This is a genomic window from Marinobacter sp. OP 3.4 (assembly GCF_036224885.1).
Taxonomy (GTDB): domain Bacteria; phylum Pseudomonadota; class Gammaproteobacteria; order Pseudomonadales; family Oleiphilaceae; genus Marinobacter.
On record NZ_JAVVLT010000015.1, the window covers coordinates 1 to 17,366 of the forward strand.

At 63.4% G+C, this 17,366-nt stretch carries 15 protein-coding genes; 12 read left to right on the forward strand and 3 right to left on the reverse strand.

Features of this window, described 5'->3' with window-relative positions; translation table 11 throughout:
* Positions 1 to 96 precede the first annotated feature (96 nt).
* Positions 97 to 669, forward strand: a complete 573-nt coding sequence (locus tag RO069_RS02325) for a peroxidase-related enzyme (protein WP_328185093.1) — start codon at positions 97 to 99, stop codon at positions 667 to 669.
* Between the two features lie 95 nt (positions 670 to 764).
* On the opposite strand, the gene RO069_RS02330 is transcribed toward RO069_RS02325, so the two are convergent.
* Positions 765 to 2,357 carry a class I adenylate-forming enzyme family protein gene (locus RO069_RS02330; protein WP_328185095.1) on the reverse strand — a complete coding sequence of 531 codons (1,593 nt, stop codon included), beginning with the start codon at positions 2,355 to 2,357 and terminating at the stop codon, positions 765 to 767.
* 196 nt (positions 2,358 to 2,553) lie between these two features.
* Here RO069_RS02330 and RO069_RS02335 point away from each other — a divergent pair, with 196 nt between their 5' ends.
* Entirely contained in the window at positions 2,554 to 3,174 is a 621-nt protein-coding gene (locus RO069_RS02335) for a TetR/AcrR family transcriptional regulator (RefSeq protein ID WP_328185097.1), read from the forward strand.
* A 25-nt stretch (positions 3,175 to 3,199) separates the two neighbouring features.
* Here the strand turns inward: RO069_RS02335 and RO069_RS02340 are convergent, their stop codons facing one another.
* Positions 3,200 to 4,354, reverse strand: coding sequence for an acyl-CoA dehydrogenase family protein (locus RO069_RS02340; RefSeq protein WP_328185099.1), 1,155 nt, complete (start codon positions 4,352 to 4,354; stop codon positions 3,200 to 3,202).
* Positions 4,355 to 4,580: 226 nt separating this feature from the next.
* Between RO069_RS02340 and RO069_RS02345 the strand changes: the two genes are divergently transcribed.
* From RO069_RS02345 to RO069_RS02365, 5 genes are all read left to right on the forward strand, one after another.
* On the forward strand, positions 4,581 to 5,459 hold the full coding sequence (locus tag RO069_RS02345; RefSeq protein ID WP_328185101.1) for a helix-turn-helix transcriptional regulator: 879 nt from the start codon (positions 4,581 to 4,583) through the stop codon (positions 5,457 to 5,459).
* Positions 5,460 to 5,500: 41 nt separating this feature from the next.
* Positions 5,501 to 7,084: an o-succinylbenzoate--CoA ligase gene (gene menE, locus RO069_RS02350; RefSeq protein ID WP_328185103.1), complete on the forward strand. Its 1,584-nt coding sequence runs from the start codon at positions 5,501 to 5,503 to the stop codon at positions 7,082 to 7,084.
* 31 nt (positions 7,085 to 7,115) lie between these two features.
* Positions 7,116 to 8,261 carry an acyl-CoA dehydrogenase family protein gene (locus RO069_RS02355; RefSeq protein ID WP_328185105.1) on the forward strand — a complete coding sequence of 382 codons (1,146 nt, stop codon included), beginning with the start codon at positions 7,116 to 7,118 and terminating at the stop codon, positions 8,259 to 8,261.
* Positions 8,262 to 8,286: 25 nt separating this feature from the next.
* On the forward strand, positions 8,287 to 10,089 hold the full coding sequence (locus RO069_RS02360) for an acyclic terpene utilization AtuA family protein (protein WP_328185106.1): 1,803 nt from the start codon (positions 8,287 to 8,289) through the stop codon (positions 10,087 to 10,089).
* A 168-nt stretch (positions 10,090 to 10,257) separates the two neighbouring features.
* Positions 10,258 to 11,118 (forward strand): alpha/beta fold hydrolase, encoded by an 861-nt coding sequence (locus RO069_RS02365; protein ID WP_328185108.1) that lies wholly within the window; start codon positions 10,258 to 10,260, stop codon positions 11,116 to 11,118.
* A 54-nt stretch (positions 11,119 to 11,172) separates the two neighbouring features.
* Here RO069_RS02365 and RO069_RS02370 read toward each other — a convergent pair whose 3' ends face one another.
* Positions 11,173 to 11,817: a glutathione S-transferase family protein gene (locus RO069_RS02370; RefSeq protein ID WP_328185109.1), complete on the reverse strand. Its 645-nt coding sequence runs from the start codon at positions 11,815 to 11,817 to the stop codon at positions 11,173 to 11,175.
* A 103-nt stretch (positions 11,818 to 11,920) separates the two neighbouring features.
* On the opposite strand from RO069_RS02370, the gene RO069_RS02375 reads away from it, so the two are divergent.
* The 5 genes from RO069_RS02375 to RO069_RS02395 all read left to right on the forward strand — a co-directional run bounded on the left by RO069_RS02375 (position 11,921) and on the right by RO069_RS02395 (position 17,294).
* Positions 11,921 to 13,543, forward strand: a complete 1,623-nt coding sequence (locus tag RO069_RS02375; protein WP_328185111.1) for an acyl-CoA carboxylase subunit beta — start codon at positions 11,921 to 11,923, stop codon at positions 13,541 to 13,543.
* 72 nt (positions 13,544 to 13,615) lie between these two features.
* The gene (locus tag RO069_RS02380; protein ID WP_328185113.1) at positions 13,616 to 15,607 is read left to right on the forward strand and encodes an acetyl/propionyl/methylcrotonyl-CoA carboxylase subunit alpha; all 1,992 of its coding nucleotides are present in this window, start codon (positions 13,616 to 13,618) and stop codon (positions 15,605 to 15,607) included.
* A gap of 13 nt (positions 15,608 to 15,620) precedes the next feature.
* Positions 15,621 to 16,406, forward strand: a complete 786-nt coding sequence (locus tag RO069_RS02385) for an enoyl-CoA hydratase/isomerase family protein (RefSeq protein WP_328185115.1) — start codon at positions 15,621 to 15,623, stop codon at positions 16,404 to 16,406.
* A 10-nt stretch (positions 16,407 to 16,416) separates the two neighbouring features.
* On the forward strand, positions 16,417 to 16,872 hold the full coding sequence (locus tag RO069_RS02390) for an FAS1-like dehydratase domain-containing protein (RefSeq protein WP_328185116.1): 456 nt from the start codon (positions 16,417 to 16,419) through the stop codon (positions 16,870 to 16,872).
* A gap of 2 nt (positions 16,873 to 16,874) precedes the next feature.
* Positions 16,875 to 17,294 (forward strand): hypothetical protein, encoded by a 420-nt coding sequence (locus RO069_RS02395; RefSeq protein ID WP_328185118.1) that lies wholly within the window; start codon positions 16,875 to 16,877, stop codon positions 17,292 to 17,294.
* Positions 17,295 to 17,366 lie beyond the last annotated feature (72 nt).

Here is a 17,366-nt window from a genome sequence, read left to right on the forward strand (position 1 = left end):
GAACTGTTAAAGAGCTGAATGCTTAAACGCGACAACTACGTTGACAGACTCCGCCCTGTTATTCTGGCGTCTGGTCCATATAGCGGAGTCCTTTCCATGTCCGAACAACTGCCCATCTCCCGATTTCCGATCCCTGATCTTTCCACGCTGCCGGAGGATCTGCGAGAGCGCATCGAAACCCTGCAGGAGAAAATGGGTTTCATCCCCAATGTCTTCCTGGGCCATGCCCACCGACCGAACCAGTTGCGGGCCTTTCTGGCCATGCACGATGACCTGATGGAATCGGATGAGGGGCTCAGTCGTGCCGAGCGGGAGATGATTGTGGTGGCGACCAGCAGCGCCAACCAGTGCCTCTACTGCATGGTGTCCCACGGCGCGTTCCTGCGGATTCGCTCGAAACAGCCGTGGTTGTCTGACCAGATTGGCGCCAACTACCGGGAGGCGGAGATCAGTGAGCGACAGCGGGCGATGCTGGACTACGCGGTCAAACTGGCCCAGACGCCCTGGCTGGTAGGGGAAGGGGATATCCGAACCCTGGAGCAGGCCGGCTTCAGCCAGGATGAGATCTGGGATATCGGGGCGATTACCGGGCTGTTTGCCATGTCTAACCGGCTGGCAGCCCATACCGCCATGCGTCCGAACGCCGAATTCTACGGTATGGCGCGCTAGGAATCTGCGCGGTAGGAAGCCGCACCGCTGCGAGTTTCTACCGCGCAGACTCCTGGCTAGCGCCCCCGCAAGATATCTCACGGGGGCATTTCTCCTCAGGAAAAGTACCCCTCCATCCCCTTGCGGATCACATGCTTCTGGATCTTGCCGGTACCCGTCCGGGGGAACTCCTCCACGATCACGATGGCCTTGGGCACCTTGAAGCCCGCGAGTTGCTCCCGGCAGTGCTCGATTAGTTCCTGTTCGTCGGCGTCCGCATCCGGCATCAGGATCACGCTGGCGGTGATGGCTTCGCCCCAGCGTTCGTGGGGGACGCCGATCACCGCCGCCTCCGCCACTTTCGGGTGTCCCATCAGGCAGCGCTCCACATCCAGTGAAGCCACGTTCTCACCGCCGGTCTTGATCAGGTCCTTCTTGCGGTCGGTGAACCAGATGGCGCCGTCCTCGTCGATGGAGGCGATGTCGCCGCTGTGGAACCAGCCGTATTTGAAGGATTCTTCGGTTTTTTCCGGCTGGTTCAGGTATTCCGTCATCATCTGCGGGCCCCGGTAGACGATCTCGCCGGTTTCCCCCGGCGGCAGCAGGCGACCGTGGTCATCCATGATCGCCACCCGGGTCAGGGGCGTTGCCGTGCCCCAGGAGCCTGCCTTGCTCCACTGGTGCTCGGGGCGGATCAGGCAGGTGGCCGGGGTGAACTCGGTCTGGCCGGAGCCCAGGATCACGTCGGCGTTGGGGAAGGCGTCGTGGATGCCCTGCAGCTTGCTCTCGGCAATCGGCGCCATGGCGTAGAGGGCGCGGCGAACCGAGGAGAAATCCCGCTGGCTGGCTTCCGGGTCCGACAGCACCTCGTTGAACATCATGGGCAGGAACACCAGCATGTAGATCCGGTGCTCCTCGATCAGCCGTGCGCATTCCCGGGCGTCGAAGCCCTTGGCCATGACCAGCTTGCCACCCATCATGAAGGTGGGCAGTGCCAGGCAGTTGACCGCCGTGCAGTGAAACAGCGGCAACTGGCACAGCATGGCGGCTTCTGGTGGCAGTCGGTTGGCGATGATGTTGGCCATGGCCGCCATGGTTACCGCCAGGTGGCTGGTCACCACACCCTTGGGATTGGCGGTGGTGCCGCTGGTGTAGAGCAACTGGACCGGGTCGCGGTCGCCCACCACCACTTCCACCGGCCGGTCGCTGCCACTGTCGATCAGGGCCTGGAATGGCTGCCAGGTCCGACCACCGGCTTCATGGGGGCTGGTTCCTGTCCAGTACAGACATTCGAGCGCCGGCAATTGCTCGGGCAATGACTGGCCGGCTTCCATCAGGGCCTCCTCCACGATCAGGACTCGGGTGTTGCAGTCCTTCAGGCAGTAGGCGATCTCATGGGGTTTCAGGCCCAGGTTGACCGGCGCGAACACCAGGTTGGCCTTGGCGCAGGCGATGTAGGTCACCATCAGTTCCAGGCAGTTACGGGCCAGCACGCCGACGGGCTCGCCGGGTTTGAGGCCCAGGCCAAGGAGGCTGTGGGCCACGCGGTTGGACTGGTCCTCGAATTCCCGGTAGGTCAGGGTGCGACCGTCGTCCACCATCGCAATGTTACCAGGGTAGAGATCGGCGGCCCGGGTGAGGATGTCGCCAGCGCAGACCCGGTCAATCATGTTCATTTCGGGGGTCGGGGCGGGATGTTGTTGTGGCATGGAGTGCTCCGCTGTTTCCTGTCATTGTTCTTGTTTTGACCAATCTAGTGCACTGTCAGGATTTGAGCAAGCGTTTGGTCTACAATGTGAGCAAGGTCCCCCGATGCTGTCCGTTGGTGGCAGTCCGGTGGCCCGGAACGCGGGACATGCTATAGAATGCGACCCCATTCCCACAGTCTCAGAGAGAGCCGGACCCTTGGTATTCAGTGAAGAAATCCGTAACGAGCTGATAGAAAACGGCAGCATCACCGACCCCAAAAGCCCCCGGGGTGTGGTGCTCAATACCGCGGCCAGCCTGTTCCGGCACAAGGGTTACCTGCAGACCACGGTGCGCGACATTGGTCGGGAGACCGGCATCCTGCCCGGCAGCATCTTCCATCATTACCGGAGCAAGGATGAGATCCTGCGCACGGTGATGGAGGAGAGCATCATCCTCAACCTGACCCGCATGAAACGGGCCCTGGAGCAAAGCCAGGGCCTGGAGGCCAAGCTGCGCACCCTGATTGCGGTGGAACTCTATGCCACCAACGGCGAAACCGGCGAGGCCTGGAGCGTGATGGTGGGGGAATGGCGTAATCTGTCCGACGAGGCCAAGGCGGATATCCTCAAACTGCGGGAGGAATACGAGGGCATCTGGCTGGGCGTGCTTCAACAGGCCCAGGCCGAGGGCATGCTGACCATGGAGCCGGATATCCTGCGCAAGCTGCTGGCGGGTGCCATGCACTGGACACCCACCTGGTTCCGGGCCGGCGGTGGCCTGTCCCTGGACGACCTGACGGATCGGGTCATGATCCTCGCCACCGGGCGCCGGGACTGATCCCGACGCTACCGGGACGCCCGGTCTACTGGTCGCCCGGATGGGTGCCCATGAACTTGCTCAGGATGCCCAGCATCACCTCGTCGGCACCGCCACCAATGGACACCAGTCGCAGGTCCCGGTAAAGCCGGGTAATCAGGGTTTCGTTCATGAAGCCCATGCCACCATAGTACTGCAGACAGGCATCCGTGACCTCCCGGCACAGACGGCCGGCCTTCAGCTTGGCCATGGAGGCCAGGCGGGTCATGTCCTCGCCGTTGATGTAGCCTTCGGTGGTGCGATACACCAGTGAGCGCAGCAGTTCCACCTCGGTCTGCAGCTCCGCCAGGCGGAAGTGGATGGTCTGGTTGTGCAGCAGCGGTTTACCGAAGGCGATGCGTTGGCGGGTGTACTCGGCGACATCCTCGATACAGCGCTCCAGCGTCCGCAGGGTGCTGGCGGAACCCCACAGTCGTTCTTCCTGGAACTGCTGCATCTGGTAGATAAACCCGAGGCCTTCCTCGCCAATGCGATACCGCTGGGGCACCCGCACATCCTCGAAAAAGATCTGCGCCGTGTCGGAGCTGCGCATGCCCAGCTTGTCCAGCTTGCGGGCGATGGTGATGCCCGGCGTGTCCATGGGCAGCACGATCAGTGACTTGTTCTTGTGTACCGGGCCATCACCGGTGTTGGCCAGCAGGCACATGAAGTCGGCCTGGGTGCCATTGGTGATCCACATCTTGCAGCCATTGATGACGTAATCGTCGCCATCCTTGCGGGCGGTGGTTCTGATGGACGCCACATCGGATCCGGCGCCGGGTTCGGATACACCAATACAGGCCACATAGTCGCCGGCAATGGCTGGTGCCAGGAACTCCCGCCGTAGCTCGTCGGAGCCGACCTTGGCCAGGGCCGGAGTGGCCATGTTGGTCTGTACACCCACCGCCATGGGAATGGAGCCGCAGTTTACCTCACCCATGGCCTCGCAGAAGGCCAGGTCGTAACTCCAGTCGAGACCCATGCCCCCAAACGCCTCGGGCTTGGTAATGCCCAGGAAGCCCTTGGCCCCCATCTTCCGGAACAGGTCCCGGGCGGGGAAGATGCCTTCCTCCTCCCACTGGTCCACATAAGGGTTGATCTCGTCCGCCACGAACTTGCTGACGGAATCGTAAAGGCTCTTGTGTTCGGTGGTGTAACGCATGCTGCCCTCCGTTGGGGAACCGGGCCCGTTTCCCCGGCTGATTGTTGTTTGTTCGTTGCCCTCCATACGCCGTTCTGAGGGGCGTCGGGGCAGGATTCCGGGTTTGGTCAGGCATCTATTCAGGCACGGGACCAATCATTCGGTCAAATTATTCTAGCGCCCAATCTTGAATTTGACCAAGTGTTAGGTCTAGTCTTTGGGAAACAACACACGACAGGGTAATGCAATGAGTTTCACCCCCGCCCGGACCACAGAATCCCGACTGGGTGACTCGCCCCGAGTGATGCGGATCAGCGATCACCGGGTGTTCTATTTTGGCCTGTTGGGCAGCCCCGGGCTGCGCAACTTCGGTTGCGCGATCCTTTACGTGGCCGAGCGGACCCCGATGGAGGTGGACCTTGGGAATGGGTGGCGGCAACACCAGGTCTGCTGGGTGCCTCCCTATACGTCCCATCGGATACGCATTCGCGACCGACAACTGGCCGTCATTTTGGTAGAGCCGGAATACACGGACATTGATGCCGTCGGCTCCCATATCCGTCAGCGACTGCAGGAAGACGCGACCGCCTTGCGTAAAGGCATCCTGCAAGGGAGCAGGCGGTTTCGACAGCTTTCACCCGATACCCGGCTGGAAGATGGGGCATTTGATCGTCTGCTGTTCGGTCAGCGCCTGCCTCCCGGTGATCTGGACCCGCGGGTCGGCCGGGTGGTGGACCATCTGTGCCACCATAGCGACGATAACCGCAGTGCCGCGGCCCTGGCCAGGGAGGAAGGGCTGTCCCGGTCCCGCTTCCTGCACCTGTTCAAGGAGGAGACCGGTATCTGCCTGCGAAAGTACCGGGCCTGGCGCCGGGCCCGCAGTCTGCTCTACCACGTCCGGTCTTCCGCCACATTGACCGACATCGCCCTGGAAACCGGCTATCCGGATTCGACCCATTTCAGCCATTCCATCCGCAGGATCTATGGGTTGCCACCCCGGGACATCGTCAGTGGTTCCCGCCGGCTTCAGATTCATATCCAGGAACCGGCGTCTGCCGCCAGCGTCTGCCGGACACTGGCGGCCAGTTCACACAAGAGGCCACGGCAGACGACTGCTATGGTCTGACGGCACAACCCGGCTGCTCACACGACGATCAGAGGTGCACCATGAGTTCACAACAAGACCAACAGAACGACCCCAGCCTCACTTCCCACTACCTGGGCGGCATTGGCGACTGGCTGCGCTACCACGCCTGGTACCGCCCCGACACCGAAGCCCTGATCTATGGCGACGACCGGGTCACCTATGCCGATCTCGATGGGCGGGTGAACCGTGCCGCCAACTTGCTGGCAGGGAAGGGCGTTACCAGGGGCAGCCGGGTGGCGATGCTGATGATCAACAGCACCGCCTTTCTGGAAGTCTTCTTTGCCTGTGCCAAGCTGGGGGCCATTGCGGTACCCCTGAACTTCCGGCTCAGCCCCAAGGAGCTGGAGTTCATCATCAACGATGCCGAGGCGTCGGTGATTGTCTACCATGCCCGCCTGCTGCCGCTTCTGGAGCCGATCCGCGATACCACTACCCTGCAGCATGCCATTGCCGTTAATGGCGAGTGCGGTGAGGGGGTGCGGGGAGCCGATGGTGATCCGGACTATCGCCAGAGCCTGGCGGCCGTGGACGTCACCGACCCGGACACGCTGGTGGGCCAGGACGACCCTCTGATGATGATGTACACCTCCGGCACCACCGGCAAACCCAAGGGGGCATTGCTGACCCACGCCAACCCTACGTGGATCGCCATCAATACCCAGATGAGCCCGCTGGCCTTCAATACGGATGACAGCACCCTGACGGTGGCGCCGCTGTTCCATATCGGCGGGCTGGCCATCTACACCCTGCCGATGCTGTATTGCGGCGCACGCATCGTTTTGCAGCCCCAGTTTGAGCCGGACACCCTGCTCACGGCACTGGAGCGCGAGCGCATCACCACCCTGTTCGTGCTGCCCGCCATGTGGCTGATGCTCAGCCAGCACAAGGGGTTCGACGACTACGACCTGTCGCACCTGAAGGTGCTGCTGTCCGGCGGCGCCCCCTGTCCCATCCCGGTGATCGAGTTCTTCCAGAAGCGGGGCTTCCAGTTCCTGGAAGGCTTTGGCATGACCGAAACCTGCGCCTCCGCCTGTGTGCTCAATAACGAGAATGCGGTGCGCAAGAACGGCTCGGTGGGCAAGCCACTGATCCACGTGCAGATGCGCATCGTGGACGAGAACGACAACGACGTGGCCCCCGGCGAAACCGGCGAACTCGTGCTTCGCGGTCCCAGCATGTTCCGGGAATACTGGAACCGGCCCGACGCCACCGCCGAGGACTGGCGCAACGGCTGGTTCCACAGCGGTGACCTGGCCCGCCAGGACGACGAAGGGTTCTATTACATCGTCGACCGCAAGAAGGACATGCTCATCTCCGGCGGCGAGAACGTCTACCCCACCCAGGTGGAGCAGGTGCTCTATCGCCATCCGAAGGTGCGGGATGTGGCGGTGATCGGCGTGCCGGATGAGAAGTGGGGCGAGGTTCCCATGGCGCTGATTGTGCCGGAGGAGGGCGATGAGCCCACTCTGGAGGAAATCCAGGCGTACTGTGGTGAACACCTGGCCCGCTTCAAGATCCCGAAACACCTGGCGGTACTGGAAGAACTGCCCCGTACCGCCACCGGCAAGGTGCTCAAGCGGGAACTGCGCAAGCAGTACCAGTGACCACCCGAAACGAGACAATCGAGGAAGATTCATGACCACCAGCAGTCCGTTCTACACCGCCGAGCACGAGGCCTTCCGGGACTCGGTCCGTGCCTTTGTCCGTAACGAGATCGAGCCCTGGGTGACCGAGTGGGACGAGGCGGGTACCTTCCCGAGGGAGCTCTACAAAAAGGCCGCGGACATCGGCCTGATTCCCCTGGGCTACCCGGAGGAGTACGGCGGTGTCGAGGCAGACCTGTTCTACATGATCATTGCCGCCCAGGAGCTGGCGGCCGCCGGTTGCGGTGGCCTGTCCGCCAGCCTGATGAGCCATGGCATTGGCTCGCCGCCCATCGTCAAGTACGGGTCCGGGGAGCTCAAACAGCGGGTGCTGCCACCCATCTACGCCGGCGAGGCCATCAGCGCCCTGGCGATCACCGAGCCCGGCGGCGGTTCCGACGTGGCTGCCCTGAAAACCACGGCCAGACGGGACGGCGACCACTACGTGGTCAACGGCTCCAAGACCTTTATCACTTCCGGCATGCGGGCGGACACCTACACCGTGGCGGTGCGTACCGGCGAAGCGGGACACAAGGGCATCTCCCTGCTGGTGATTGACCGGGACACCCCGGGGTTCACCCGCACCCCCCTGGACCGGAAGATGGGCTGGTGGTGCTCCGATACCGCCACCCTCTACTTCGACGACTGCCGGGTACCCGTGGGCAACCTGCTGGGGGAGGAAAACCAGGGCTCGAAGATGATCATGAACAACTTCAACTTCGAGCGCATCTTCATGGCCGCCGGCTGCATCGGCTTTGCCCGGGCCTGCTATGACGAGGTGGTGGAGTACGCCCGCCAGCGCCAGACGTTCGGTCAGGCATTGATCGAACACCAGGTGGTGCGCCACAAGCTGGCGGATATGCACATGAAGATCGAGGCCAGCCAGGCCTATCTGGAAAAGCTGGCCTGGCGCATCGAGCAGGGGGACAACCCGGTGGCGGATGTCTGCCTGCTCAAGAACCAGAGCACTCTGACCATGGAGTACTGTGCCCGGGAAGCGGTGCAGACCCTGGGCGGTGCCGGCTACCTGCGCGGTCCCAAATCGGAACGCATCTACCGGGAAGTTCGGGTCAATGCCATTGGCGGCGGTGCCGAGGAAATCATGCGCGATCTGGCCACACGGCAGCTAGGCCTGTAAGCGGAACCATCCAGCGGAGTTTTTCATGACGGACAAGGTTGTAAAAATAGGCGGTGCCTCGGGCTACTGGGGCGATACCGCCCTGGGACCAAAACAGCTGATCCAGCACGGTGATATCGACTACCTGATGCTCGACTATCTTGCCGAGATCACCATGTCGATCCTCGCCAGGGCCCGCTCCAAAAACCCGGAGGGGGGCTATGCCACCGATTTCATTGACCGGGTGATGAAGCCCTGGGTGAAGGACATCGCCGACAAGCGCATCAAGGTGATCGCCAATGCCGGCGGGGTCAACCTGGAGGCCTGTCGCAAGGCGCTGGAAGCGGTGGCGGAAGAGGCCGGCGTCACCCTGAAGATCGGCACGGTGGAGGGGGACAACCTGCTCGACCGGGCCGATGAACTCCGTGAGAAAGACCTGCGGGAGATGGAAACCGGTACAGCCATGCCGGACCGGGCCATGAGCGTCAATGCCTACCTGGGCGCCTTTCCCATCGCGGCGGCGCTGGATGCCGGGGCCGATATCGTGGTCACCGGTCGCTGTGTCGACAGTGCCCTGGCGGTGGGGCCGCTGATCCACGAGTTCGGCTGGAAGCCGGAAGATTACGACCGGCTGGCGGCTGGCGGCCTGGTGGGCCACCTGATCGAATGCGGTGCCCAGACCAGTGGCGGCAACTTCACCGACTGGCACGACACCGAGGCAGGGTGGGAGAACACCGGCTTCCCCATTGCTGAAGTGTCGGCGGACGGCAGCTTCGTGCTCACCAAGCCTCCCGAAACCGGCGGACTGGTGTCGGTGCTCACCGCTGGCGAACAGATGCTGTATGAGATTGGCGACGCCCACAGCTACGTGCTGCCGGATGTGATCTGTGACTTCACCCGGGTCACCATGGAGCAGATCGGCGATAACCGGGTGCTGATCCGCGGTGCCCGGGGCAGGGAACCCACCGGCCAGTACAAGGTCAGCGCCACCTACATGGATGGTTTTACCTGCATCGGCAGTTTCGTGATTGTCGGGCGGGAGGCCGCCGCCAAGGCAAAACGCATGGGCGAAGCCATACGCAACCGTGCCGCTGCCATGCTGGAGGAGGAAGGATTGCCACTGTTCAGCAAGTCCGACCTGCAGGTGATCGGTGCGGAATCCATGTTCGGCGACCACGCCCGGCCCGAAGCCGGTCAGGCCCGGGAGGTGGTGTTGCGCCTGGGTGTGCATCACCCCCGCAAGGAAGGTGTCGAACTTTTCTCCAAGGAATTCGTCGGCGCGGCCCTGTCCATGTCGCCGGCGGTGACCGGGGTGACGCCGGGCCGCCCACGCCCCAGTCCCGTGGTCAGCCTGTTCTCCGGCCTGATCGACAAGGATCAGGTGCCGGCAACGGTGAAAGTGGGTGGCGAACCGGTTCACCTGCCCCAGGCCTGCCTGAAAGGGCAGGGGCGGGCGCAACCGGCGGAACCGCTTGAAGTCGCTGCGCTGCCGGAAGGCCGAACCGTATTGGTCCCGCTGATGGACCTGGCGGTGGCCCGCAGCGGCGACAAGGGCAACTACGCCAATATCGGCGTGATCGCCCGTGACGCCCGCTACTTCGATGTGATCCGCGCCGCCCTGACGCCGGATCGGGTCAGGGCCTGCTTCAGCGGACTCACCCGGGGACCGGTCACCGCCTACCCGCTGCCCGGTATCCATGGCATCAATTTCCTGCTGGCGGAGTCCCTGGATGGCGGTGGTGTCAGTTCGCTGCACATGGACCCGCAGGGCAAGACCTATTCCCAGGTGTTGCTGGAGCTGGAGATTCCGGTACCGGCTCAACAGGCCCGCGACTGGGGGCTGGTCTGACACCGCCGGGTACGGATCAGAAACAGATAGTTGCAAAACTAACTGGAATTTTCGGGTGCACTTGGGGCATCATCAGCACATTGATAGCAAGCGCTCGATAAGCGTGAATATGTTGATGAATCCCATGCCGGTGGATAGCCGCATGGAGAGCCATACCGGAGAACCACAATGGAACGACTTTACCTGACCGGCGCCTCGGGCCTGAAGCTGGCCGCCGATGTGGCGGGCGACCCGGATGACCAGCCCGTTGTCCTGCTGCATGGTGGCGGCCAGACCCGCCATTCCTGGGGCGAGCTGACCCGCACCCTGGCGGGCAATGGCTACCGGGCGATCAACGTGGACATGCGCGGCCACGGCGAAAGTGAGTGGTGCCCGGAGGGGGACTACACCATCGACCGGTTTGTGGACGATGTCCATGGCATCCTGGCGGACCTGTCACAGCCGCCGGTGCTGGTGGGCGCCTCCCTGGGTGGCATCAGCTCCCTGTTGGCTGCCGGAGAGAGCCCGGAGCTGGATGTCAGGGGGCTGGTGCTGGTGGATATTGTGCCCCAGGCGGAGAAGGCCGGCATCCAGCGGATACGGGATTTCATGCTGGCACATCTGGATGGTTTCGACTCGATAGAAGAGGTGGTCGCCGCCGTGAGCGCCTACAACCCTCACCGCCAGCCCAGCTCCGGCTCCGGCGAAGGGCTGCGCAAGAACCTGCGGGTGGGCGAGGACAACCGCCTGTACTGGCACTGGGACCCGGCCTTCATGGCGGGTGACCGGACGCCGGGGTCGACAAAGAATGTGGAGCGTCTGCGCACGGCGGCCAGCCAGGTTTATGCGCCCACGCTGCTGGTGCGGGGCAAGATGAGCGATGTGGTCAGCGAGGAAGGCGTGAAGGATTTCCTGGAGCTGATGCCCAATGGCCGGGCCATGGATGTTGGCGGTGCGGGGCATATGGTGTCCGGCGACCAGAACGACGCCTTCAACGATGCCATCCTGGAATTCCTGGCGGAGCTGGTGCCGACCGCTACCCCCGCCTGACCGGGCATGGCGCCAGAACAGGAGGGGAGGCAATGCCTCCCCTTTTTTTGTCTGTCAGGAAATGCCCTGCACGGTTGCCGCTTCCTCCTGACTCTCCAGCGCCCGCTTGAAGGCATCCCGCTGCTGGATGCGCTGCCAGTAGGCCCGGGTGTTGGGGCTGAATTCCCCGTCCATGTTCAGGTTTTCCGCCAGCATCAGGGCATAGGCCACGGAGATATCGGCGGCGGTGAAGGTATCGCCCAGAATCCACGGTGAGGTCTTTTCCAATGAGGCCTCAACCGCCCGCAGGCGACCCAGGAACCACTTCCTGTAGTCCTCTGCTACCTGCGGTACCCGCCGCTCTTCCGGCTCCAGCCGGGTATAGCGCAGCACCAGCGTCTGGGGAAAGGTGAGGGTGGCCTCGCCGAAGTGCAGCCAGTTCAGGTAGCGGCCGTAGCGGGGATCGTCCACCGGCACCCCCAGGCGCCCGTTACCGTAGCGGTCCGTCAGGTACTGGGCGATGGCGGATGATTCCGTCATGAAGGTCTCGCCATCGAACATGGCGGGAATGGTGCCCAGGGGGTTGATGTCCAGGTAGTCCTTTTTGAACACCCGGGGCGGGAACGGCAGCATGTGCAGCTCGTAGTCCAGCCCCAGTTCCTCCAGGGCCCAGAGGGCGCGGAAGGAGCGGGCACTCGCGCAGTGGTACAGCTTGATCATAGGGCGTTTCCATCGTTGGTTTTTTTCTGATTCTAGTATTGACCAATCGCTTGATCAAATTTATGTTGAAAGAAGAAATCCACGACACTGGAACCCCGATCCTATGGCCGTCATCGAGTCCAAGATATCCGCCGGCAGCGATGCCTTTCGTGAGAATCAGCAGGGCATGAGCACCCTGCTGGATCGTATCCGCGAACTGGAGAACCGTACCCGTGCCAAGTCCGAAGCCTCCAAGGAGCGCTTCGAAAAGCGGGGCCAGTTGCTGCCCCGGGAGCGCATTGCCCTGGTGCTGGACCCGGGCGCGCCGTTCCTGGAACTGTCCACCCTGGCCGGTTATGGCCTGGACAATCCGGACCCGGACAAGAGCGTGCCTGGCGGCGGCGTGGTGGCCGGCATCGGTTATGTGTCCGGCGTGCGGGTGATGATCTCCGCCAATGACTCGGGCATCGACGCCGGCGCCCTGCAGGCCATGGGTCTGGAAAAACAGCTGCGGGTGCAGGAACTGGCCCTGCAGAACAAGCTGCCCTATGTGCAGCTGGTGGAAAGCGCCGGCGCCAACCTGCTCAACTACAAGGTAGACCAGTTCATTCATGGCGGCACACTGTTCGCCAACCTGACCCGGCTGTCCGCCGCGGGCCTGCCGGTGGTGACCGTCACCCACGGCTCCTCCACCGCCGGTGGCGCCTACCAGACCGGTCTGTCCGACTACATCATCATGGTGCGGGACCGGTCCCGGGCGTTCCTGGCGGGGCCGCCGCTGCTCAAGGCCGCCACCGGGGAGATCGCCACCGAGGAAGAACTGGGCGGTGCCGAAATGCACACCAGTATCTCCGGGCTGGGGGACTACCTGGCGGAAGACGACCGCGACGCCCTGCGCATGGTGCGGGAAGTGGTGGCCCAGCTCGACTGGGATGGTGGTCTGCCCCCGGCGAAATCCCGCAGCTTCCAGTCGCCGCGATACGACCAGGAGGAACTGCTGGGTATCATGCCCATGGACTACAAGCGTCCGGTGGACATGAAGGAGGTGATTGCCCGCATTGTGGACGACTCCTACTTCCTGGAATTCGGCGCCAACTATGGATCGTCCACTGTCTGTGGTCACTCGAAGATTGAGGGCCTGCCCGTGGGCATCATCACCAACAACGGCCCCATCGACCCCGCCGGAGCCACCAAGGCGACCCACTTCATCCAGGCCTGCTGCCAGTCCCAGACGCCGATCCTGTACCTGAACAACACCACCGGTTTCATGGTGGGCAAGGAGTACGAGCAGGCCGGCATCATCAAGCACGGCTCCAAGATGATCCAGGCGGTGACTAACGCCACCGTGCCCCAGGTGACCATCTACTGTGGGGCGTCCTTCGGGGCGGGGAACTACGGCATGTGTGGCCGGGGATTTGCGCCCCGGTTCTGTTTCTCCTGGCCCAATGCCAAGACCGCCGTGATGGGGGCCGAGCAGGCGGCGAAGACCATGACCAACGTCACCGAGGCGGCGATGATGCGCAAGACTGGCGAGGTGGACCACGACCGGCTGGCGGCCATGGAGAAGAAGATCATCGATACCTTCGAGAGCCAGATGGACGTGTTCACCACCAGCGCCCGGCTGCTGGACGACGGCGTCATTGACCCCCGGGAAACCCGCTCGGTACTGGCCTATGTGCTGTCGGTGTGCCGGGATGCGGAACGCCGCGAACCCCACGCCATGCAGTTCGGGGTGGCCCGGCCCTGAAGCCAACAGGCTAGCGAAACGGGGCCGGCGACCACCGGCCATCCCAGGAATTGAGAACGGTGTCTGCACACTATGAGTAACACAACCGCGAACCAACCGACTCCCTTCACCAAGGTGCTGGTGGCCAACCGGGGCGAGATCGCCCTGCGGGTGATCCGCTCCGCCCGTGAACTGGGTTACCGCACCGTGGCGGTGTATTCCTCCGCCGACCGTAACGCGCGCCATGTGCGGGCGGCGGACCAGGCGGTGGCCATTGGGGGCGACCTGCCCGCCGACTCCTACCTGCGCATCGACCGGATTATCGAGGCGGCCCGGCTCAGCGGCGCCGATGCCATCCACCCGGGCTATGGCTTCCTGGCGGAGAATCCGGAATTGCCCCGGGCCTGCAAGGAGGCGGGCATCGTGTTCGTCGGCCCGTCCGCCGAATCCATCGAGGCCATGGGCCACAAGGCCGGCGCCAAGCAACTGATGATGGACGCCGGGGTACCCTGCGTACCCGGCTACCAGGGCGAGGACCAGGATGAGGACCGGCTGATCCGTGAGGCGGATGAGGTGGGCTTTCCGATCATGATCAAGGCCACCGCCGGTGGTGGCGGCCGGGGCATGCGGCTGGTGGAAGAAGCGGAGGATTTCCCCGCCGCCCTGCGCAGCGCCCGCTCGGAGGCCGAAAGCGCTTTCGGTGACCCGGAGGTGATCCTGGAGCGGGCCATCATCAACCCCCGCCATATCGAGATCCAGGTGATGGCGGACCGCTACGGCAACGCCGTCTACATCGGCGAGCGTGACTGTTCGATCCAGCGTCGCCACCAGAAGGTGGTGGAGGAAGCCCCATCCCCGGCGGTATTGCCGGAGCTGCGGGCCCGTATGGGCGAGACGGCGGTGAAAGCGGTCCAGGCCATCCACTACGAAGGCGCCGGCACCCTGGAGTTCCTGCTGGACCAGGACGGCGAGTTCTACTTCATGGAAATGAACACCCGCCTGCAGGTGGAGCACCCGGTCACCGAATCCATCACCGGGCTGGACCTGGTGGAACTGCAACTGCGGGTGGCCGCCGGCCAGCCCCTGCCGCTGACCCAGGATGACATTGTGCTGCGAGGCCACTCCATCGAGGTGCGTCTTTGCGCGGAAAGCCCGAGCGAGGGGTTCATGCCCCAGAGCGGCACCATGGCCCTGTGGCAGATGCCCACCACGCTGCGGGTGGAGGATGCGGTGGAATCCGGCTCCGACATTCCGCCATTCTATGATTCCATGATCGCCAAGCTGATCAGCACCGGCGCTGACCGGGAGGAAGCCCGTCGCCGGCTGGTGAGCGCCCTGGAGGATGCCACGGCCCTCGGCGTGGAAACCAACCAGGCGTTCCTGCGGGCGTGCCTGGAACACCCCACCTTTGTGCAGGGGGAAGCCACCACCGCCTTTGTGGAGAACCACCAGGACGAGCTGCTGGCCCGGGATGACGGGGCTGATACCCGCGCCCGGATCCTGTCGGCGGTATTGCTCTACGCCACCGATGCCCAGGGCAGCTATGGTGGGTCAATCAGCCGCATTACCCACCGCCTGCCGATCATCTTCCGTTTCAGTGTGGATGGAGAGGCGGCCGATGCCCGGGTGAGCAAGCAGGGCAATGGTGGCTTCCATGTAGACCTGGAAGGCGAGGGCACGGACCTGACCCTGGATGCGGTCGATGGCAACAACGTGCGCTTCACCTGCCAGGGGCTGTCCGAGGGCGCGGTAATGATCCGCAGTGGCAATCGGCTGTACCTGCGTTACCGGGGGCAGTCCTACCGCATCGATGATCACACCCACGAAGCGGCGGTGGCTGGTGACGAGGCTGGGGATGGAGTGATCCGAGCGTCCATGAACGGCCGCGTGGTCGCCCTGCATGCGAGCGAGGGTGACGAGGTCGAGGCCGGACAGGCCGTGATTGTGCTGGAAGCCATGAAGATGGAGCACGTCCATACGGCGGCCGTGACCGGCACCCTGACCTCCCTGACCGTGAGCGAGGGGGAGCAGGTCACCGCCGGCAAGGTGATCGCGGAGATCACGCCTGCTGAAGCCGAACAGTAACCAGGAGCCTGATATGTCCAATGCTGAACAAGACGCCGTCCTGCTGGAACAGAAGGGCCCGGCCCTGTGGATCACCATCAACCGGCCGGAAAAGCGCAATGCCATCAACAATGACGTCATCGCCCGTATCCGGGAAGGCTATCTCAAGGCGGAATCAGATCCGGATATCCGTGTCATCGTACTCACCGCCGCCGGCGACAAGGCGTTCTGTGCCGGCGGTGACATGCAGCCGGGCCAGGGTTTCGCCTTCGACTACTCACAACCCAATGCCGAGTACGCGGACCTGTTCCGATTGGCGGTGAACACGACCACCCCCTGCATCGCCCGGGTCAATGGCGTATGTATGGCTGGCGGTATGGGCCTGTTGTGCATGGCGGATATGGCAGTGGCCCATCGCGACGTGAAATTCGGCCTGCCGGAAGTGAAGGTAGGCCTGTTTCCCATGCAGGTGCTCAGCCTGATGCAACGGCTGGTGCCACGACGGGTACTGCGGGAATGGACCCTCACCGGCGAGCCCTTCACCGCCGATGAAGCCCTGCAGCATGGCCTGCTCAACCACGTGGTGGCGCCGGAGGAACTGGACGACAGGGTGGACTGGCTGATCAGCCGCCTCACCGACAAGTCCCCCACCGCTATTCGCCGGGGCAAGTATGCCATCAAGGCCATCGAGGACATGACCTTCGAACAGGCTATCGCCTACACCGAAACCCAACTGGCCACCATGACCCTGACCGAGGACGCGAAGGAAGGCATGGCGGCCTTCAATGAGAAGCGCAAACCCCAGTGGCCGGGCAAGTGAGGACGGTGGTATGGCACTGCTGACCCGGGAACATCGTTCGGTCATAGGAAGAACGCTGCCTCCGGTAACGGCGGAGGTCACCCGCCGGGAGATCTGCAAGTACGCGGCGGCGACTGGCCAGCGACTGCAGCGTTTCATCGATGGGGACGAAGCCCCGCCCATGTTCCTGTTCGGACTGTTTACGCCGATACTGCCCCGGGAGCGGCTGGGCCAGGACGGCCTGCCCCCGGACAGCGGACTGGTCCCGGAGCTGCCCCTGAAACGGGTGATGGCCGGTGGCTCCGAGCAGTCGTGGTTCCGGGGGATCTATCCGGGTGATGTACTGGTCTCGCAACACACCCTGCTGGACCTGTTCGAAAAGGAGGGCACCAGGGGGCCGCTGATCTTTGTGGTGGTGGAAAACCGTGTTGAAACCGAAGCGGGAGAACCGGTCATGACCGAGCGCTCCACCTGGATAGCGAGGTGATCATGGAACTGTCAGGCATCCGCACCGGCGACACCCTGCCCGAACGGACCTTTGCCCCCGATGAGGTGCAGCTGTTCCTGTACAACGCGGCCATCTGGAACCCTCACCGCATCCACTACGACCTGCCGTACACCACCGGGGAGGAAGGTCACCCCGCCATCGTGATTGACGGCCCCCTGCAGGGGGATTTCCTGACCCAGCTGGTGCTGGAGTGGCTGGGGGATCTCGGCACCCTGACGGCGTTTACCTATCGTAACCTCCGGGCCAGTTATGTGGGCGACTCCCTGACAGCCACCGGCCGTGTAACGGACATTGATACCGCCACCGGCGAAGTGGCGCTGGAACTGGCCCTGGTCAACGGGGAGGGCGAGGTGGTCACACCCGGCAGCGCCAGGGTTTCCGTCAAGGCTTCTCTTCCCTGAGGGAGCGGGGAAGTATGCCGAAGCCTCGGTTAAAGCCCCTCGCCCTTGAAGGGAGAGGGGTTGGGGAGAGGG

Excerpts from the sequence above, each read along its gene's own strand:
- RO069_RS02325 (WP_328185093.1), top strand. The coding sequence starts at position 97 with ATGTCCGAACAACTGCCCATCTCCCGATTTCCGATCCCTGATCTTTCC.
- RO069_RS02385 (WP_328185115.1), top strand. The coding sequence starts at position 15,621 with ATGTCCAATGCTGAACAAGACGCCGTCCTGCTGGAACAGAAGGGCCCG.
- RO069_RS02330 (WP_328185095.1), bottom strand. The coding sequence starts at position 2,357 with ATGCCACAACAACATCCCGCCCCGACCCCCGAAATGAACATGATTGAC.
- RO069_RS02360 (WP_328185106.1), top strand. The coding sequence starts at position 8,287 with ATGACGGACAAGGTTGTAAAAATAGGCGGTGCCTCGGGCTACTGGGGC.
- menE (WP_328185103.1), top strand. The coding sequence starts at position 5,501 with ATGAGTTCACAACAAGACCAACAGAACGACCCCAGCCTCACTTCCCAC.
- RO069_RS02395 (WP_328185118.1), top strand. The coding sequence starts at position 16,875 with ATGGAACTGTCAGGCATCCGCACCGGCGACACCCTGCCCGAACGGACC.
- RO069_RS02380 (WP_328185113.1), top strand. The coding sequence starts at position 13,616 with ATGAGTAACACAACCGCGAACCAACCGACTCCCTTCACCAAGGTGCTG.
- RO069_RS02365 (WP_328185108.1), top strand. The coding sequence starts at position 10,258 with ATGGAACGACTTTACCTGACCGGCGCCTCGGGCCTGAAGCTGGCCGCC.
- RO069_RS02355 (WP_328185105.1), top strand. The coding sequence starts at position 7,116 with ATGACCACCAGCAGTCCGTTCTACACCGCCGAGCACGAGGCCTTCCGG.
- RO069_RS02340 (WP_328185099.1), bottom strand. The coding sequence starts at position 4,354 with ATGCGTTACACCACCGAACACAAGAGCCTTTACGATTCCGTCAGCAAG.
- RO069_RS02370 (WP_328185109.1), bottom strand. The coding sequence starts at position 11,817 with ATGATCAAGCTGTACCACTGCGCGAGTGCCCGCTCCTTCCGCGCCCTC.
- RO069_RS02375 (WP_328185111.1), top strand. The coding sequence starts at position 11,921 with ATGGCCGTCATCGAGTCCAAGATATCCGCCGGCAGCGATGCCTTTCGT.
- RO069_RS02345 (WP_328185101.1), top strand. The coding sequence starts at position 4,581 with ATGAGTTTCACCCCCGCCCGGACCACAGAATCCCGACTGGGTGACTCG.
- RO069_RS02390 (WP_328185116.1), top strand. The coding sequence starts at position 16,417 with ATGGCACTGCTGACCCGGGAACATCGTTCGGTCATAGGAAGAACGCTG.